The organism is Paenibacillus sp. 2TAB23, from assembly GCF_052115165.1.
Lineage (GTDB): Bacteria > Bacillota > Bacilli > Paenibacillales > Paenibacillaceae > Pristimantibacillus.
Genome location: NZ_JBFRGD010000021.1, coordinates 82,208 through 99,426, shown reverse-complemented (window position 1 = coordinate 99,426; position 17,219 = coordinate 82,208). Strand labels below are relative to the sequence as shown.

Below are 17,219 nucleotides of genomic sequence, written 5' to 3'. Positions count from 1 at the left end.
GGAGGAACAGTATGTCGGATCAATCTGCATCTACTTTGACGACAAATCGGCAGCAGGCCAACAATCTGCTGCGACGCGATGTCCGGTTTCTAGGTAACATTCTTGGCGAAGTTCTCGTTCATCAAGGCGGCCGGGAGCTGCTTGATATCGTTGAACGGATTCGCGAGCAAAGCAAAGCGCTTCGCGCTGAATTCGTACCGGAAATATTTGATCAATTCAAAGAAAACGTATCTTCCCTTAGCCCGGAAATACGTCACCAAGTCATTAGGGCGTTTGCTATTTATTTTCAACTCGTCAACATTGCTGAGCAAAACCACCGGATTAGACGGAAACGTGATTATGAGGTTTCGTCTGGCGAAGCGGTTCAACGCGGCTCCATTGAGAGCGCCGTTCAGGATCTGAAGGAGCGCGGCATCGCAATCGAAGACGTGCAAGATATTTTATGCAACATCTCACTGGAGCTTGTTATGACTGCGCATCCGACCGAGGCAACACGCCGTGCGGTATTGGATATTCATAAACGGATTGCGATTGACGTAATGGAGCTGGATAATCCAACGCTAACCTATCGCGAACGCGAGAAGCTGCGCGAGAAGCTCATGAATGAGGTTCTTATTCTATGGCAAACCGATGAGCTGCGTGACCGCAAGCCAACCGTTATCGACGAGGTTCGCAACGGCTTGTACTATTTCGACGAAACATTGTTCGAGGTGCTGCCGAACGTCTATGAGGAGCTTGAGCGCTGCCTGAGCAAATATTATCCAAACGAAAACTGGCATGTGCCTGATTACCTGCGCTTTGGCTCATGGATCGGCGGAGATCGCGATGGCAATCCGTCCGTAACGGCGAAGGTGACTTGGGAAACATTGTCGCTTCACCGCCAACTGGCTATTCGCAAATATGAAGAAAAGCTTAATGAGCTAATGGACCTGCTCAGCTTCAGCACGAATCTGGTTGAAATTTCTGAGGAGCTTGTGGAATCGATTCGTTCGGACCGCGAGCATGTCGAGCTGAAATGTGTGGATCTGTGGAGAAACACGAAGGAGCCTTACCGGATTAAGCTCGGTTTCATGCTTGAGAAGCTTGCTAACACGCGTGATGAGAAACTTAAAGGCTCGCTGATGCGCTATAACCATCCGGATGAGCTTCGTGCGGATCTTCTTATCATCGACCGCAGCCTGCGTCATCATTTTGCGGACTACGTAGCAGATACGGCGCTAGCTAAGCTGATTCGTCAAGTAGAGCTGTTTGGTTTCCACCTCATGGCGCTTGATGTTCGTCAGCATAGCCAAGAGCATGAAAACGCGATGGCCGAGATTTTGGCGAAGATGAACGTCGTTGCAGACTACGCTTCACTTTCCGAGGAAGAGAAAACGGATCTGCTTCACCGTCTGTTGAATGATCCACGCCCGTTAACGTCGGGTCATCTGGATTATTCGGAGTCGACGCGTGAATGCTTGAACGTCTACCATACAATTTATCGCGCACAGCAAGAATTTGGCGTTAACTGTATCTCCAGCTACCTGATCAGCATGACGCAGGCAGCGAGCGATATGCTTGAGGTTATGGTTTTTGCGAAGGAAGTCGGCTTGTTCCGCAAAGAAGCGGACGGTTCCATTCGCTGCACGCTTCAATCGGTTCCATTGTTCGAGACGATCGACGATCTGCATGCGGCACCGGCTATCATGAAGGAGCTGTTCGAGCTTCCTGTGTACCGCCAAGCCGTTGCTGCCCGCGGCAATCTGCATGAAATTATGCTTGGCTATTCAGACAGCAACAAAGACGGCGGTGTTGTTACAGCGAACTGGGAGCTGCGCGTAGCGTTGAAGGAAATTACGGCAGCAGGCAAAGAGTACGACGTGAAGCTAAAGTTCTTCCACGGCCGCGGCGGTGCGCTTGGCCGCGGTGGAATGCCGCTTAACCGCAGTATTCTTGCACAGCCGCCTCATACGATTGGCGGAGGCATCAAGATCACGGAGCAAGGCGAGGTCCTCTCGTCCCGTTATTCGATGCAAGGCATTGCTTACCGCAGTCTAGAGCAAGCGACTTGGGCATTGATTACGGCTGCTCGCCTGGCGAAATACCCAGAGCAAGCGCCGCAAGCGGAAGCAGAGTGGGATGAAATTGCACGGTCGATCTCTGAGACGGCGCTTGAGAAGTATCAGGATCTGATTTTCCGCGATCCGGATTTCTTGACTTACTTCAAGGAATCGACACCGCTGCCTGAGGTTGGCGAGCTGAATATCGGCTCACGCCCATCCAAACGTAAAAACAGCGATCGCTTTGAGGATCTGCGCGCCATCCCTTGGGTATTCGCTTGGACGCAAAGCCGTTACTTGCTGCCAGCTTGGTATGCTGCAGGCACGGCGCTCAAGCAGTATGCCGGCGAGGATGAGTCTAAGCTGAATACGCTTCGTACGATGTACGAGAAGTTCCCGTTCTTCCGCTCACTGATCGACAATCTCCAAATGGCGCTAGCGAAAGCGGATTTGGTTATTGCGAAGGAATACGCGGATATGATCAAGGACAAAACGATTCGCGACCGTATTTTCGAGCAGATCGAGCAGGAATATAAGCTGACCTCAGAGCTTATTCTTAGCATTACCGGCCAAACGGAAATTCTAGATAACGTACCTGTCATTCAAGAATCGATCCGCTTGCGCAACCCTTACGTTGATCCGCTTAGCTACATGCAAGTGCAGCTACTAACTGAGCTGCGTGCGCTTCGCGACAATGAAGAGGATGATCCGCAGCTGCTGCGCGAGGTGCTTCTGACCATTAACGGCATTGCGGCTGGCCTTCGGAATACAGGCTAAAGCATATCATCAAATAGAAGAAGCTGGTCATGGCGCAAGCCGTGGCTGGCTTTTTTACATTTAAGACGTATATGTTTCACGCGATAAATTATTCTTCTACTTCTACGAGAAACGGATACCCTCCTCTTGTAGAGGACGGCGAAGCCGTTTCATCTTATGTATGCGGCTTAGGCTGGATGCAGTCGCCATCGTGAATATTAAAGGAAGCTGAAAACAGGGCGTTTATTTTCTTATGCTCATTTATAATCTCCTTAAGTTTCGTTTAAGGTACATCCTGCATGATAGATACATAGGAAGCAGACACCTACATGAAGGAAGGATGATAGACATGAACGAGGAAAACAAACGCAATGATCATGATTCGACGAACCCAACTTATTCCGAAACACATACATCGAACAGCGCAAACGAGAATCATCCTACTACTTATATTTATGAATCTTCGAAAACGACTAGCGAGCTTAAAGCTTCGTATGAGAGAGAGTTGAGTACACAGAGGGATGCAAGGCAGCAGATTGGAAAAGAACGGAAGGATAAGAAGGAGCCGAAGAGAAAAGGCAATCAATCGGTAAAAACGCTGGTGGCATCGTTTTTGATCGGAGCGCTAGTGATTGGAGGTTTCTCCTACATGGCGGACAAGAACAATTTGTTCAGCGGCAATGAGCAAGCCTTAAGCAATAGCGGCACTAGCGTTGTCAGCCAATCTGCCCAGCAGGATGCAGGCGTATCTACGGCATCATTAAGCACCAGCGATGATATTGCCTCTGTCTATGCGGCTGCTAGCCCGGCAGTCGTGAAGATCGAGAACTATGCGCAGCCTGAGCAATCCACTTCAATGTTCGATGATCCAGGCTTTAGGCAATTTTTCGGAAGCGGGCAATCCGGCCGAAACGGCCAGCAGCAGGAGCAGCAGGAGCAGCAGCAACAAAACAGTGCAGAGCTTCAGTTGATGGGTTCCGGTACAGGATTTTTCTTTGAATCGGATGGTTATATACTGACAAACGAGCATGTAATCGCTGATGCGGCAGAGGTGAAGGTTACGGTTCAAGGCTATGACGAGCCGCTCACGGCAAAAGTACTCGGCTCTAGCTATGAGCTGGATTTGGCGGTGCTTAAGGTAGAGAGTCCGGATAGCAAGGCGTTCCCATCCCTCAAGCTAGGAAGCTCCGATGCGACACAAATCGGCGACTGGGTTATTGCCATCGGCAATCCGTATGGCTTCGATCAAACATTGACGATGGGTGTCCTGAGCGCCAAAGAACGCCCAATCACGATTGCAGACGAGCAAGGCGATCATGAATACAAGCATTTGCTGCAAACGGACGCTTCCATTAATCCGGGGAATTCAGGGGGGCCGCTGCTCAATGAGCAGGGAGAGGTTATCGGAATTAATACGGCGGTGAACTCAGAGGCACAGGGCATTGGCTTTGCTATCCCTACGACGACGATCACTAAGGTGCTGGAGCAGTTGAAGACAAATACGCTGTAAAAAGAGCAGAGGTATATGAATATGAAGGCTTGAGAGCTGAGGGGCTCTCATGCCTTTATTTGATTCAAAAATGGCTCGCCAACTGGCCCGAGGTCGAAACGAGAAACTAGCCTTAGGTCGATTGCTGACTTCGTGCCAAACCGATATAATGGGCTGAATAACGTTTCATTTTATAATGGACGCTACAGGAATTCATGAGCTTCTTTCTCATTTGTCTTGCTTTTTCGGTTCAGGTGGATTACGATTTTTCTAGTGCGGCAAAGGTTGGAAATTCCTTTATCGGCCGCAGCTTACTTGAACAGGCAAGACGCTATCCTCAGCGGTTACATACAGTTTGTTTAGGTTCTTGGCGAGCGGCCGAACGAACGGAAGGTTTGGAGGAGTTAAGGTGAATGTATTGGAAGCACGCCTGGCGAAGCTAGCGCTCAAAGGCGATCAGCAAGCATTTGCTGAGCTTGTAGACCTCTATCAAGATAAGCTCTTTCATATGGCATATCGAATGTTAAACAGCCGGCAGGAAGCGGAGGATGTCGTTCAGGACACGTTCCTTCGCGTTTACAAAAACCTAGACCGGTATGACGATACGTTAAAATTCTCGACCTGGATTTACCGAATCGCGACGAATCTTTGTATCGACCGGCTGCGCAAGCGCAAGCCCACGTATTCGCTTGATGCGGAGTCCAACGATCATGAAGGCTTGGATGGCTACTCGATGATACCGAGCGACAACCGCACGCCTGAGTCGGAGCTGCTGCTCTCGGACACACAGCGCATCATTCATGCGGCTATCGCTTCGTTGCCCCCGAAATACAAAAGCGTCATGACGCTCCGTTACATGCAGGATTTGTCCTTGCAGGAGATTGGCGACGTGCTGGACATGCCTGTAACGACGATTAAGACCAGGGTCCACCGCGGCAGGGAATTTCTTAGGAAGAAGCTGGAGCATAAATTATAGCCGTAGCAAGCGGTTGAGGATAGAAGGAAGCCATGTCCCGGCGGGCATAGGCTTCTTTCCGAGAGAAAAAGAACGGAATTCATGCGCGGGACGGAATACTTGCCCCTATTCGAAAAAAAGTGAAACATCCCTCTCGCTCGCAACGTATCCTAAATAGCGAGATAAGAACTTAATGCGCGAGCAATGGAAAGAAAGGACTGGCTGCTATGAATTGCAACGTCGCCATCGTATGGATGCATGACTATTTGGACGGCGAGCTGCCGCGTGAAGATATCGTTACGTTAAAATCTCATCTGCTTTCCTGTCCGGCTTGCCGCAGCCGGTTTGAACAGCTCCAGAAGACGGACGCCGCAGCGTTCCAGACTTTAGAAGCGCTTAAGCCTGCCGCGGATTATGACAAGAAGGCATCGGAGCATTTAACGCAGCGAATTATGCAGCAGTTGCCGAAGAAGCAGAAGCAGCGTAACCGCGTCGTACGGTTTATTTACAAGTACCCAGGCGTTACGGCTGCTGCTGTATTTGTACTCGTTATGCTGGGCAGCTTCTTTACCATGTGGGAAGAGGACAACAAGCTCATTGTAGCAGGCGAGGATCTTCAGCAAGTCATCATAGAAGGCAATACAGTCATCGTGCCGGAGGGTGCCCATTTAACGGGGAACCTGACTGTTGAGAATGGAACAGCTGAAGTGAAAGGCGAGGTAGACGGCAATGTGACCGTCATTGACGGCTCCCTGAATCTTGCATCGACCGGCCATATCGCAGGGCAGAGCAGAACGATCGATCAAGCTCTAGATTGGTTCTGGTACAAGGTGACGCAAACTTTTGGCGGTAACGATCGTTAATGCAGGCTGCCTCCCTCTTGCAGGGGGGCATTTTTTTATTTTTTTTGAAAAAAAGGATTTCCAATCCCATATCTAGAAAATAATAAAGTTGAAAACCGATATTAGACAAGAATAAGGGGATCGGCTGTTGGGGGTTGGCATATGAGTTATTTCTCGGATTTGACGTGGCATGACTGGTTTAAGGACGTCATCGATGTAGGCATAGTGAGTTACATTATTTATCAAATGATTTTGCTGGTGCGCGGAACGCGCGCGGTTCAGCTGTTGAAGGGCATATTCATACTCGTAGCGGTGTGGGCGCTGAGCACATGGTTCAATTTGTATACGCTGAAGTGGCTAATGAATCAGATGTTTACCTTCGGTATCGTGAGCGTGCTTATTATCTTTCAGCCTGAGCTGAGGCGTGTGCTGGAGCAGCTTGGACGGGGCAAGCTGTTCTCTCGCGGTTACTCGCTTGACAAGGATGTCGTTAATGAACAAATTGACGGCGTCATTAAGGCTGTCCGCTTTATGGCTGAACGGAAGATCGGAGCATTGATCGTATTCGAGCGGATGACGGGACTGAGTGAGCTTGTCGAGTCGGGTATCCGGATGGAATCGAAGATTACGTCAGAGCTGCTTATCAATATTTTCACGCCCAATACGCCGCTCCATGACGGTGCGGTTATTATACGCGCGAATCAAATTATGGCCGCAGGCTGCTATTTGCCTCTATCGGAGAACCCGTTCATTAGCAAGGAGCTCGGTACCCGCCACCGTGCCGCAATCGGCGTAAGCGAAGTAACGGACGCGGTATCGGTCACCGTGTCGGAGGAAACGGGACAAGTATCGCTCTCGCTCGGCGGCATGATTGTACGGGATATTAACGAGGAATCGCTTATTTCGAAGCTGTTCGATGAGCTGACGCCAAAGACGAACGGACGTGCGAAGGAGCGCGTGAGCGTGTCGTCTCTTTGGAAGCGGAAAGGAGGCCGTGATGGATAAATGGCTAAGTCACCCGACCTCGCTCAAAATCATTTCTGTCATTGTCGGATTGCTGCTATGGGCCGTCGTTCATATTGATCCAGACACGTCGCCCCAGACGGTTACATCCAATGTGGATACCAAAACTATCGAAGCCTCGGTTATTAAAGCGGAGGGGCTTGATACGGATAAATATATACTTACGGCAATGGAGCCTTCGGTCGTTAGACTGGATGTACAGGGCCGACTCAGCAATCTGCTGAATGCGTCTTCGGATGATGATTATGTGGTAAGCGTTGATTTGAAGGATGCCAAGCCCGGTATTCAGGAGCTGCCGCTAGTCGCAACCTTGCCGAAAGGCATTACGCTTGTAGAGATGTCGCCGCGAACGGTAACGGTGCAAATCGAAGAGATACTGACGAAGCCGTTCGAGCTTCAAGTCGTCACGGAGGGCAAGCCAGCAGCAGGTTATGTGGTGGGGGCATCCACGATCGTTGCGCCAACGACCGGAGTTCTGGTCACGCTGCCTAAGGATGATATGAGCAGGGTTGGCGTTGTCACAACAGAAATCAATGTCGATGGCGCAGACAAGACGGTCGTCAACAAAAAAGCGAAAATTATCGTTTACGATACAGACGGCATAGAAATGACTAATGCAGTTATTTCGCCGGAAACGGTTCATGTGGAGGTCAAGGTAACGCCTCCGTTCAAAACAGTGCCTCTTCAGGTGCGCTATACAGGCGCTCTGCCTGACGGTTTAAGTTTGGTGTCCGTGAAGCCTGCAATCGATCAAGTAACCGTGTACGGGGAGCAGAAGCTGTTAGACGAGCTTCAGGTCTACGATGGCGTTGTGCTTGATCTCTCGAAGGTGAAGCAATCCGGCGAGGTACAGGTTAAAACAGGAGCTATAGACGGCATTAAGTCGATTGATCCGGCTGAGGTTACACTTGCGGTCGTTGTAGCGCCGATCATTACACGAGAGTTCGTAGGATTGCCAATTAAGCTGGAGGGCGTTCCAACCGGGATGTCAGCCGTCTTCCGCACGCCTGCGAGCGGCAAGTTTGATCTAAGCGTCAGCGGAGCGGAATCGGTATTGAACGCGCTTAAGGCAGAGTCGTTGGCAATAGCCGCCAATGTAGAGGGGCTAAGCCCCGGCGTTCACTCGGTTACGCTGCAGATAGACGTGCCTGCTTACGTGCAGACCGTGCTTGGCGAAGGCCAGACGCTTACGGTCTCAATCGAGCTTGTCGAGGATGCTTCCACTGGAACAGGAGAAGACGATTCAGAAGAAGTAGGAGGCACTCCGACAGAGGAGCCTCCAACCCCTACGCCTACTCCGACGTCAACGCCTGATACGGGCGAGGAGAGCAGTAATGGAAGCGGGAATGCTTCCGGCGGCCCAACTATGAATCCATAATCGGATAACCAGCATAAGTAGAGAATAAAGGATGCAGCATACAACAAAGGAGCATTATAATTATGGGGAAATATTTCGGTACAGACGGTGTTCGCGGGGTAGCCAACCGTGAGCTTACACCAGAGCTAGCATACAAAATCGGCCGCTGCGGCGGCTACGTGCTTACACGCCAAGCGAATAAGCCTAAAGTGGTAATTGGTCTCGATACGCGCATTTCCGGGCCGATGCTTGAGTCCGCACTTATCGCAGGGCTATTGTCCATTGGCGCAAGCGTGATCAAGCTTGGTGTTGTTTCTACGCCAGCAGTCGCTTATATTACTCGTGAGCTGGGTGCGGATGCAGGCGTTATGATCTCAGCTTCGCATAATCCAGTAGAAGACAACGGCATTAAATTTTTTGCGGGCGACGGTTTTAAATTATCGGATGATACCGAGCTCGAAATCGAGCAATTAATCGATGCGCTTACGGATGAATTGCCGCGCCCTGAGGGCGGCGATATCGGAGCGGTATCAAGCGATAAAGGCGCCAAGCAGCGTTATCTGGATTATTTGAAAACGACGATCAAGGGCGAATTCAGCGGTCTTAAGATCGTACTTGACTGCGCGAACGGCTCGGCATACGAGCTGGCTCCAACGGTGTTCCGCGAGTTAGGTGCGGATATCATTACGGTTGGCGCGGAGCCGGACGGCCTTAATATCAATGCTGGCGTGGGATCGACACATCCTGAATATTTGCGCGAGCAGGTGCTTCAGCATGGCGCGGATCTTGGTCTTTCTTTTGACGGGGATGCGGATCGTCTCATTGCGATTGATGAGAAGGGCGACGAAGTAGACGGCGATTTCATTCTGTGCATCATTGGCGATGCGATGAAGCGGGCTGGCAAGCTGAAGGAAGATACGATTGTTACTACGGTAATGGCAAATATCGGATTTTTCAAAGGCGCGGAGCGCATTGGCTTGAAAACGGCGCAAACGGCTGTTGGCGACCGTTACGTGATGGAAGAAATGCGCCGCGGCGGCTTCAATCTGGGCGGCGAGCAATCCGGTCATGTTATTTTCCTCGATCATATTACAACGGGTGACGGCATTCTGACCGCGCTGCAGCTAGTGGATACATTGGCGGCATCCGGCAAGAAGCTTAGCGAGCTTAAAGGCTTGATGCGCAAATACCCGCAAAAGCTCGTTAACGTTCGTGTGGCGGATAAAAGCTTATACCAAGGCAATGCCGCAATCGAAGCAGCCGTCAAAAGCGTAGAGCTTGAGCTCGGCGATAACGGCCGCGTGCTTGTGCGTCCATCCGGAACGGAATCGTTGATTCGCGTCATGGCGGAAGGCCCTGAGAAGGATCAGGTTGAAGCTTACGTGGATCRGATCGCTCAAGTTGTGAAAAACGAGCTGGGCTAAGCTTTTTAGTAAACGATGTCGAAGATTTGTCGGACCTTGTAGAAGACATATCTTCGACACCTTATTTTGGAAGATATTCGCGTAATTTCGGATCATAAGGTTGCACAGCAGACATAAAATGAATATGATAGGTAGTGTGATTCAAGAAGGAAAGCGAGGATAGAGGTTACGGAAGCAAGTTAAGCGCCAGAGCTTGCGTGATGAACGAGCAGTTGCCCAGGGTGAGAACCTTGGCGTGAATCAGCTGTTCATACGGAAAGCTGACGAGGTGAAGGTGTTCGAAACATTCGGCGGGGACCTTCCGGTATTGCAAGCCAACCGAAAGCCGTTACGTAAAACGGCCGGGCGACCGGTCATACAATCGTGCGGCAGGCTTATTATGATTCGTATTCATTACTCCCGTATGTCCAAGATGCCACCTGTGGGGTGGGCACGGGCAGAGGGGTTACATTATCCGCAACAATTGCGATTAATCTGTGACAACTTCATATTGCCTGTGCCACGCAATGGCGGCATCCGATAAGGCGGGAAATAACCTATTCGGAGGCTTATTAAATTATGTGTGGAATTGTAGGATATATTGGTAAACGCGACTCTCAGGACATTTTGCTCGAAGGCTTGAAGAAGCTTGAATACCGGGGATATGATTCTGCGGGAATCGCGGTCTTCACGAAAAACGGGCTTGAAATTACGAAGTCCAAAGGACGTTTGGCGAATCTTGAAGGCTTGCTGCGCGAGGAGCCGCTTGAAGGCTTTGTCGGAATCGGACATACGCGCTGGGCTACTCACGGCAAACCGTCTGACGTGAATTCGCATCCGCATACGGACAACACGGCTAAGTTTTCTGTCGTCCACAACGGTATCATTGAGAATTATTTGAACCTGAAAGAAGAATTGGTCGCAAAAGGACATATTTTCGTATCGGAGACGGATACGGAGGTAATCTCCCATCTTGTAGCCGATGAATATGACGGAAACATTGTCGAAGCGGTACAACGTGCGGTGAAACGGATGCGTGGAGCATTCGCGCTTGGCGTATTAACAGAGTTCGAACCTGAACGTCTAGTCGCGGTTCGTTTCGCAAGTCCGCTTGTAATTGGCGTGGGCGAAGGCGAAAACTTTATCGGATCGGATATTCCTGCTATTTTGGAGCATACGCGCAACGTGTATATTCTGAATGACGGCGAAATGGCGATTCTGACAAAGGATTCCGTCGAATTGCTGACGACTGAAGGCGAAAGTATTTCCAAGGAAATATTTCATGTCGATTGGGATCTAGTGACAGCAGAGAAAGCCGGATTTGATCACTTCATGCTGAAAGAAATCCACGAGCAGCCCAAAGCATATCGTGACACGATGATGAGCCGTATTACGGAAGATGGCAAGTCGGTGGCATTGAAAGAGCTTGGCATGACGGATGAATATATTAAATCGATTCGCAAAGTACACATTGTTGCCTGCGGAACGGCATACCACGCAGGTCTTGTCGGCAAATCGGTCATTGAATCGCTAGCGCGCATTCCAGTTGAGACGGATGTTGCATCGGAATACCGCTACCGTTCACCGATCATCACGCCGGATACGCTTGTTATCGTTGTTAGCCAATCGGGCGAGACGGCAGATACGCTTGCCGCGCTTCGTGAAGCGCAGCGCAATGGTGCTCGCGTGCTGGCGATTACAAACGTGGTAGGCAGCTCGGTTGCCCGTGAAGCAGACCATGTGTTAATTACATGGGCAGGTCTTGAGATCGCTGTTGCATCAACGAAAGCTTACACTTCTCAATTGATCGCATTTTATCTATTCGGCCTTCAGCTTGCTAGCACGCTGGAGACGAAAGACGCGGCTTATATTGAAGAAGTAATTGCTGCTATGCACAAGCTGCCAGAGCAGGTTGAACGCATTCTGGAGCAGGCGCATGTGCTGAAGCAAGTAGCGGAATCGATCTCGCATCACAAGCATCTGTTCTTCATCGGCCGCGGCGTAGACTATGCAGTAGCGCAAGAAGGCTCGCTGAAGCTGAAGGAAATCTCGTACATTCACTCGGAAGCCTATGCGGCAGGCGAGCTGAAGCACGGCACCCTGGCTCTGATCGAGGATGGCATTCCGGTAATCTCGCTCGTGACGCAAGAAGAGCTGTACGAGAAAACACTTAGCAACATTAAAGAAGTGAAAGCTCGCGGTGCTCACGTGCTTGGCATAGCAAACGAAGGCAGCGAAGAAGAGGTAGCGAAGTCTGTGGATGAGCTGTTCGCGATTCCGAAGACTCTTCCAATCCTATCGCCTGCACTGTCGGTTATTCCGCTTCAACTGATCTCCTATTATGCATCGCTTGCGCTTGAGCATGACGTGGATAAACCACGGAATTTGGCGAAAAGTGTGACGGTGGAGTAGGGATAGGTTAGTTGGGGTTTGGGGTGTTAAAAGAAAATAAAGTATTAGACTGAAAAATAAAGTATTAGACTGAGAAAATAAAGTTGTAGACTGGGAAAATAAAGTATTAGACTGACGTAATTGGCCATACTGCTACTAGGAGCTCTACTACTGTCTACAGAATCGACATCCAGAACAAACAACATGACTCTATTTGAGGCTGCCTTCGGGTAGCCTCATTTTTTTAATTTCATTTTGGGGGTGGTTCGTAATGGCCAAACGGAAACGGGAGATCACAGAAGCAAAGATAGATCGCTTTATTAGAGAAGGAAGAGGTCAGGGAACAGGCAAAGATTATCTTCCATGGTTTCGAATTCAGGATGTTCCCTCGGATGGCAGAGCCACTCGTGGTGTTGGCTGGACAACGGGCAGAAGGCATGAGCTTCTTTCAGATATAGAACGTGATTATTGCTATCTATTGGATTATTCAGATAATGTGTCGGATATTCGTGAGCAGTTCCCTCTTCTTCCGTTGGAAGAAACTAAGTTGATAGCAGAAAAAATAGGCGTAAAGCACCCTGCTGATCCGAAGACAGGCGTGGACATTGTAATGACAACTGATTTTCTTATTACATATAAGGATAAGCACTACGCAAGAACGCTTAAGCCATTTTCGGAATTAGAAAATGAGCGAACAATCGCAAAATTTGAAATAGAGCGTGTTTACTGGGAAGAACGGCATGTTGACTGGGGAATTATCACCGATCAAGACTTGCCGGATGTTCTAATTAGGAATATTGAATGGATTCATAAAGAGTATCACAACGATGACGTCTCTGAATTAGGAGGATTCGTTATCAATAATTTACAGCGAATGCTTTCAACCCGTCTGAATTCCGGTGAAGCTATTTCCAGAGCTTGTTCATTCTGCGACGAACAACTTGGATTAGAACTAGGAACGTCTTTGGCACTTTTTCGTCATCTTTTAGCACGTAAAATATGGTCTGTAGATATGAATGAAAGAATCATTCCAACGAATGCAGTGAGAGACTTCATGATAAATGCAGCAGTAGAGAAACTAGCGAAAGGTGGATGAAAGACGTGCAATCACTCTATGAAAATATGGTTGTGGAATGGAAGATGTCTGATTCTGAGGATCGTTTTGTAGAACGTATAGTATGGATTTCGCCTGTCGAAGATATTCTCTTTAGTATTGCGATAGGTGATGAAAAAGCTTTCCCTATTATGAAAACTTACTCTGAGTATACAGCAGGCTTTGAAGCAGATCTGTTAAAACAGATTGATTGGGTTAATGATAATGTTCCCCTATTAGATTCTAATATTGATAGTGAGCATTTAAATATTCGTGATAAATCATGGGATGCTATTAAGGATATAGTGCATGATGAGCCAAGTTGTTTTGAGAAAGGCTTTAGGGGATCTCGCATCAAGGAAGTACAGGAACGTACAGGACTTCATAAAAGTACGATTTATCGGTATTTGCGTAGATATTGGCAAGGTGGCAAGATGAAAAATGCATTATTGCCCCATTTTAATAATTGTGGAAGCCTCGGAAATGAAAGAGCACCTAAGGAAACTAAACGTGGCCGTCCAAGAAAATTTGAAGATGAACCTGTTGGGATCAATATTGATGAGGATATCAAACAATTGCTGAGATCAGGTATTCGGTTGTTTTACAACAATAAGGATAAATCTCCACTCAAGCATGCCTATCAGAAGACACTTGAAAAATTCTTTGCATCCGGTTTTCGTCAAAGTGGACAAGCGGTCGTACCTGTACTTCCTTCTCCAGATCAGTTGCCAACCTTCGGACAATATAAGTATTGGTTCAAAAAAGAAATGGATCTGGAGGATACGCTTAAAAGTAGACTAGGCAAGAAGAGATTTGCATTAGATTATCGTCCCATTCTCGGTAGTTCTACTTATGAAAGCTTTGGTCCTGGTTCTAGATTTCAAATAGATGCAACGGTAGCAGATGTTTATTTGGTCAGTGAATATCGACGCGAATGGATTATTGGCCGTCCAATTATTTACATTGTTATCGATGTTTTTAGTAGATACATTGCAGGAATTTACATTGGCCTTGAAGGACCAAGCTGGATTGGTGCAATGATGGCATTAGCCAATACGACAACCGACAAGGTAAAGTTCTGCGCACAATACGGTATTGAAATTGATCCGGAGGATTGGGTAAGCAGTCATTTACCGCAAAAACTAACGGCAGATCGTGGGGAACTTGAAGGAACTAGACCAAGCCAACTTATTGATGTTCTGGGCGTCGATGTAGAAAATGCTCCTCCTTATCGGGCAGATTGGAAAGGAATTGTTGAGCAGCAGTTCCGATTAACGAATCTGCGAAGCATACGATTTATTCCTGGAGCAATTAAAGAACGTTATAGAGAGCGTGGAGAAAGGGATTATCGCCTGGATGCGAAGCTGACCCTTCGTGAGTTTACTCAAATTATGATCCATAACATTCTTTATCATAATAATGATCACCATATGTTGTGGTACGACCGGAACGAATTTATGGTGGCGGATGAGGTTACACCTATTCCTAGAGATTTGTGGCATTGGGGGATTGTTAATCGTAATGGGCGTCTTAAAAAACAGCCGGAGCATATCGTAAAGTTGAACCTAATGCTGCAAGGTGAAGCTACTGTTACTGCCGCAGGAATTCAGTTCAAAGGCGTGCATTACGGATGTGAATTAGCGATGCGGGAGCAATGGTTCATAAAGGCAAGAGCAGGCAAAACGTGGCGGGTTAAGGTATGCTACGACCCTCGTTCCACTAATGAAATTTATTTGTGGTTGAACAATGGGCACCAATTCGAAACATGTACACTTCTTGAGCGGGAAGAAAGATATCTTAATAAAAGATTTGAGGAAGTAGAAGATCTGTTAGAGATTGAGAGATACCAAGGAAGGTATCAGGATGTGAATAATATGCTGTCCAAAATCGAGCTTGATGCTCAAACGAAAGCAATTGTTGAAATGGCAGCTAAGAAAACGAATGAAGCCATTCAACAAAGCGAAGAAAGCAATAATCAACGTGTGAAAGGAACCAGACAGCGTCGTAGCAATGAAAAACTTGAAAACCGCAAACATGAAGCTTTTCAGTTGTCCGATCAAGGTGCTGCGTCAAATGACTCAACCAATAATGTAGTTCCTTTAAAACGCAATGATGCTGTTGAGAAAAAACAAACGTATATCCCTCCTGCAGATAAGCTATCGAAAATAAAAGCGTATTTGCAGGAAGATGGTGATGAAGAATGAGTGAGTTTGATATCCCGTTGTTTCAGTTCAGTCGTGGTGAATTTGTAGAAGCGGACTACCAAGATCCTTTATTGGAGGATTATCGAAATAATCCATTACTAGAAGCACTCCCACCTATCTGGGATGATCATGCAGTAGTGAAAAGCCTGTCTTCAAGTCCGATTTTCAATCCTTCAGAACGTAATTTGCCGGTTCATCTTCGCATGCATTGCGTTCAGAGGATTTCAAGGGATTTCTTTCGGCCGCTATCCAGACATTTGGAATTGCAGCAAAGCCTCTCTAGATTGATTAGAGACGGCTATGTGGGGCGTAATCCACTGACTCCTAATTATGCTTTTAGAGCCCGTAAAGACGCGTATGAGCTCATTATGAAGGGGACTACAAACGGATACCCGGTAAATACCCCTACCTCTGCTGGATTCGCTCTAGTCGGTATATCTGGAATTGGGAAATCCAGCAGTCTGATGCGGATTTTGCAAATGTATCCGCAAGTCATCTTGCATCGCAAATATAGAGAGCAAGATATGCCTGCTCCCTATCAAATTGTATGGCTGAAAATGGATTGTCCACATGATGGTTCTATTAGAGGGTTATGTTTGAATTTTCTACTGGCGGTTGATAGCCTGGTCGGTACTAGATATTACAAAAAGAATGCGACTAAAACTCCGGATGAGCTGTTGCCAATTATGGCTCAGGCTGCTGCGGTTCATTGTCTTGGTGTATTGGTCATTGATGAGATTCAAAATTTGCAAGAAGCCAAAGACGATCGTGCAGCTCAAATGTTGAACTTCTTCGTTCAATTGGTGAATACAATTGGATTGCCGGTCATTCTTGTAGGCACATACAAAGCGCTCCCGGCACTGAATGGTGAATTCCGCAATGCGCGGCGAAACAGCGGTCAAGGGGATGCTACATGGCATCATTTCAAGAAAGATGATGAGTGGGAATGGCTGCTGCAAGGCTTGTGGAAGTATCAGTGGACAGACAAGAAGGTCGACTTAACTCAAGAGTTTATAGATGTAATGTTCGACGAATCTCAAGGCATATCTGACGTTGCAATAAAGCTGTTTATGTTGACGCAATGGCGAGCGTTGGACAAAGATATCGAGCATATTACACCGGAACTAATTCGATCTGTTGCAAAGGATCGTCTCATCTTAATCAAGCCTGCTCTGGAGGCATTACGTTCGGGTAAGAAGAAGCAAATTCAGATGTTTGCTGATATTTACGATAGTGTTTCTGTGGATGATTACCTGGATCGGATTGAAGCTGAACAACGGCAAGCTGAGAGATTAGAAGTAATACGTACTGAGCTTGGCTATAATGTCAGCGAGCAGACTGTTAACGAATTAAGCGCTTGGCTAATAGATGCAGGCATAGAGCAGTCGGTTGCATTACAGTCTGCAAAAGAGGTAACAAAAGCACATATGCATGAGTTGGATGTTGTTGATCTTCACAAAGAGGTGCTAAAACTCGCATTGCAGAAGCAGAGGAAAGTAACCAGTGAAGCCGCAGTGCAACGCAATAAACGTACGCCTAAGATGTTACCGACAGCACCTCATGATTTGCGAGTAATTGTGACTCAAGGGAAAAAGAAGAAGCTACCAGCCTACGATTCACTTAAGGCTGCTGGATATATTAAAGATCCTTTGGAGTTTATAGGCTAA

General features: G+C 47.8%; 12 protein-coding genes. All 12 read left to right on the top strand.

The window, feature by feature from the left end:
• Positions 1–11 precede the first annotated feature (11 nt).
• The 12 genes from ppc (at position 12) to AB4Z29_RS24800 (ending at position 17,219) form a co-directional block, all read left to right on the top strand.
• Positions 12–2,816: a phosphoenolpyruvate carboxylase gene (gene ppc / locus AB4Z29_RS24855; protein WP_441945678.1), complete on the top strand. Its 2,805-nt coding sequence runs from the start codon at positions 12–14 to the stop codon at positions 2,814–2,816.
• A gap of 328 nt (positions 2,817–3,144) precedes the next feature.
• Entirely contained in the window at positions 3,145–4,305 is a 1,161-nt protein-coding gene (locus AB4Z29_RS24850; protein WP_441945677.1) for a S1C family serine protease, read from the top strand.
• Between the two features lie 388 nt (positions 4,306–4,693).
• On the top strand, positions 4,694–5,260 hold the full coding sequence (gene sigW, locus AB4Z29_RS24845; protein ID WP_183565337.1) for an RNA polymerase sigma factor SigW: 567 nt from the start codon (positions 4,694–4,696) through the stop codon (positions 5,258–5,260).
• Positions 5,261–5,466: 206 nt separating this feature from the next.
• A complete protein-coding gene (locus AB4Z29_RS24840) occupies positions 5,467–6,102 on the top strand; it encodes a zf-HC2 domain-containing protein (protein WP_441945676.1) in 636 nt (211 codons plus the stop codon).
• A gap of 141 nt (positions 6,103–6,243) precedes the next feature.
• Complete coding sequence (gene cdaA, locus AB4Z29_RS24835; protein ID WP_441945675.1) at positions 6,244–7,086, top strand: diadenylate cyclase CdaA; 843 nt, start codon at positions 6,244–6,246, stop codon at positions 7,084–7,086.
• Positions 7,079–8,482 (top strand): CdaR family protein, encoded by a 1,404-nt coding sequence (locus AB4Z29_RS24830; RefSeq protein WP_441945674.1) that lies wholly within the window; start codon positions 7,079–7,081, stop codon positions 8,480–8,482. Before cdaA ends, AB4Z29_RS24830 begins: the two co-directional genes overlap by 8 nt.
• A gap of 62 nt (positions 8,483–8,544) precedes the next feature.
• Positions 8,545–9,885 (top strand): phosphoglucosamine mutase, encoded by a 1,341-nt coding sequence (glmM, locus tag AB4Z29_RS24825; protein WP_441945673.1) that lies wholly within the window; start codon positions 8,545–8,547, stop codon positions 9,883–9,885.
• Positions 9,886–10,078: 193 nt separating this feature from the next.
• A complete protein-coding gene (locus AB4Z29_RS24820) occupies positions 10,079–10,408 on the top strand; it encodes a hypothetical protein (protein WP_441945672.1) in 330 nt (109 codons plus the stop codon).
• Between the two features lie 35 nt (positions 10,409–10,443).
• Positions 10,444–12,276, top strand: coding sequence for a glutamine--fructose-6-phosphate transaminase (isomerizing) (glmS, locus tag AB4Z29_RS24815; RefSeq protein ID WP_441945671.1), 1,833 nt, complete (start codon positions 10,444–10,446; stop codon positions 12,274–12,276).
• A 250-nt stretch (positions 12,277–12,526) separates the two neighbouring features.
• Positions 12,527–13,351, top strand: a complete 825-nt coding sequence (locus tag AB4Z29_RS24810; RefSeq protein WP_441945670.1) for a TnsA endonuclease N-terminal domain-containing protein — start codon at positions 12,527–12,529, stop codon at positions 13,349–13,351.
• Positions 13,348–15,552: a Mu transposase C-terminal domain-containing protein gene (locus AB4Z29_RS24805; RefSeq protein WP_441945669.1), complete on the top strand. Its 2,205-nt coding sequence runs from the start codon at positions 13,348–13,350 to the stop codon at positions 15,550–15,552. The genes AB4Z29_RS24810 and AB4Z29_RS24805 overlap by 4 nt, the downstream gene beginning before the upstream one ends.
• On the top strand, positions 15,549–17,219 hold the full coding sequence (locus AB4Z29_RS24800) for an ATP-binding protein (RefSeq protein WP_441945668.1): 1,671 nt from the start codon (positions 15,549–15,551) through the stop codon (positions 17,217–17,219). Before AB4Z29_RS24805 ends, AB4Z29_RS24800 begins: the two co-directional genes overlap by 4 nt.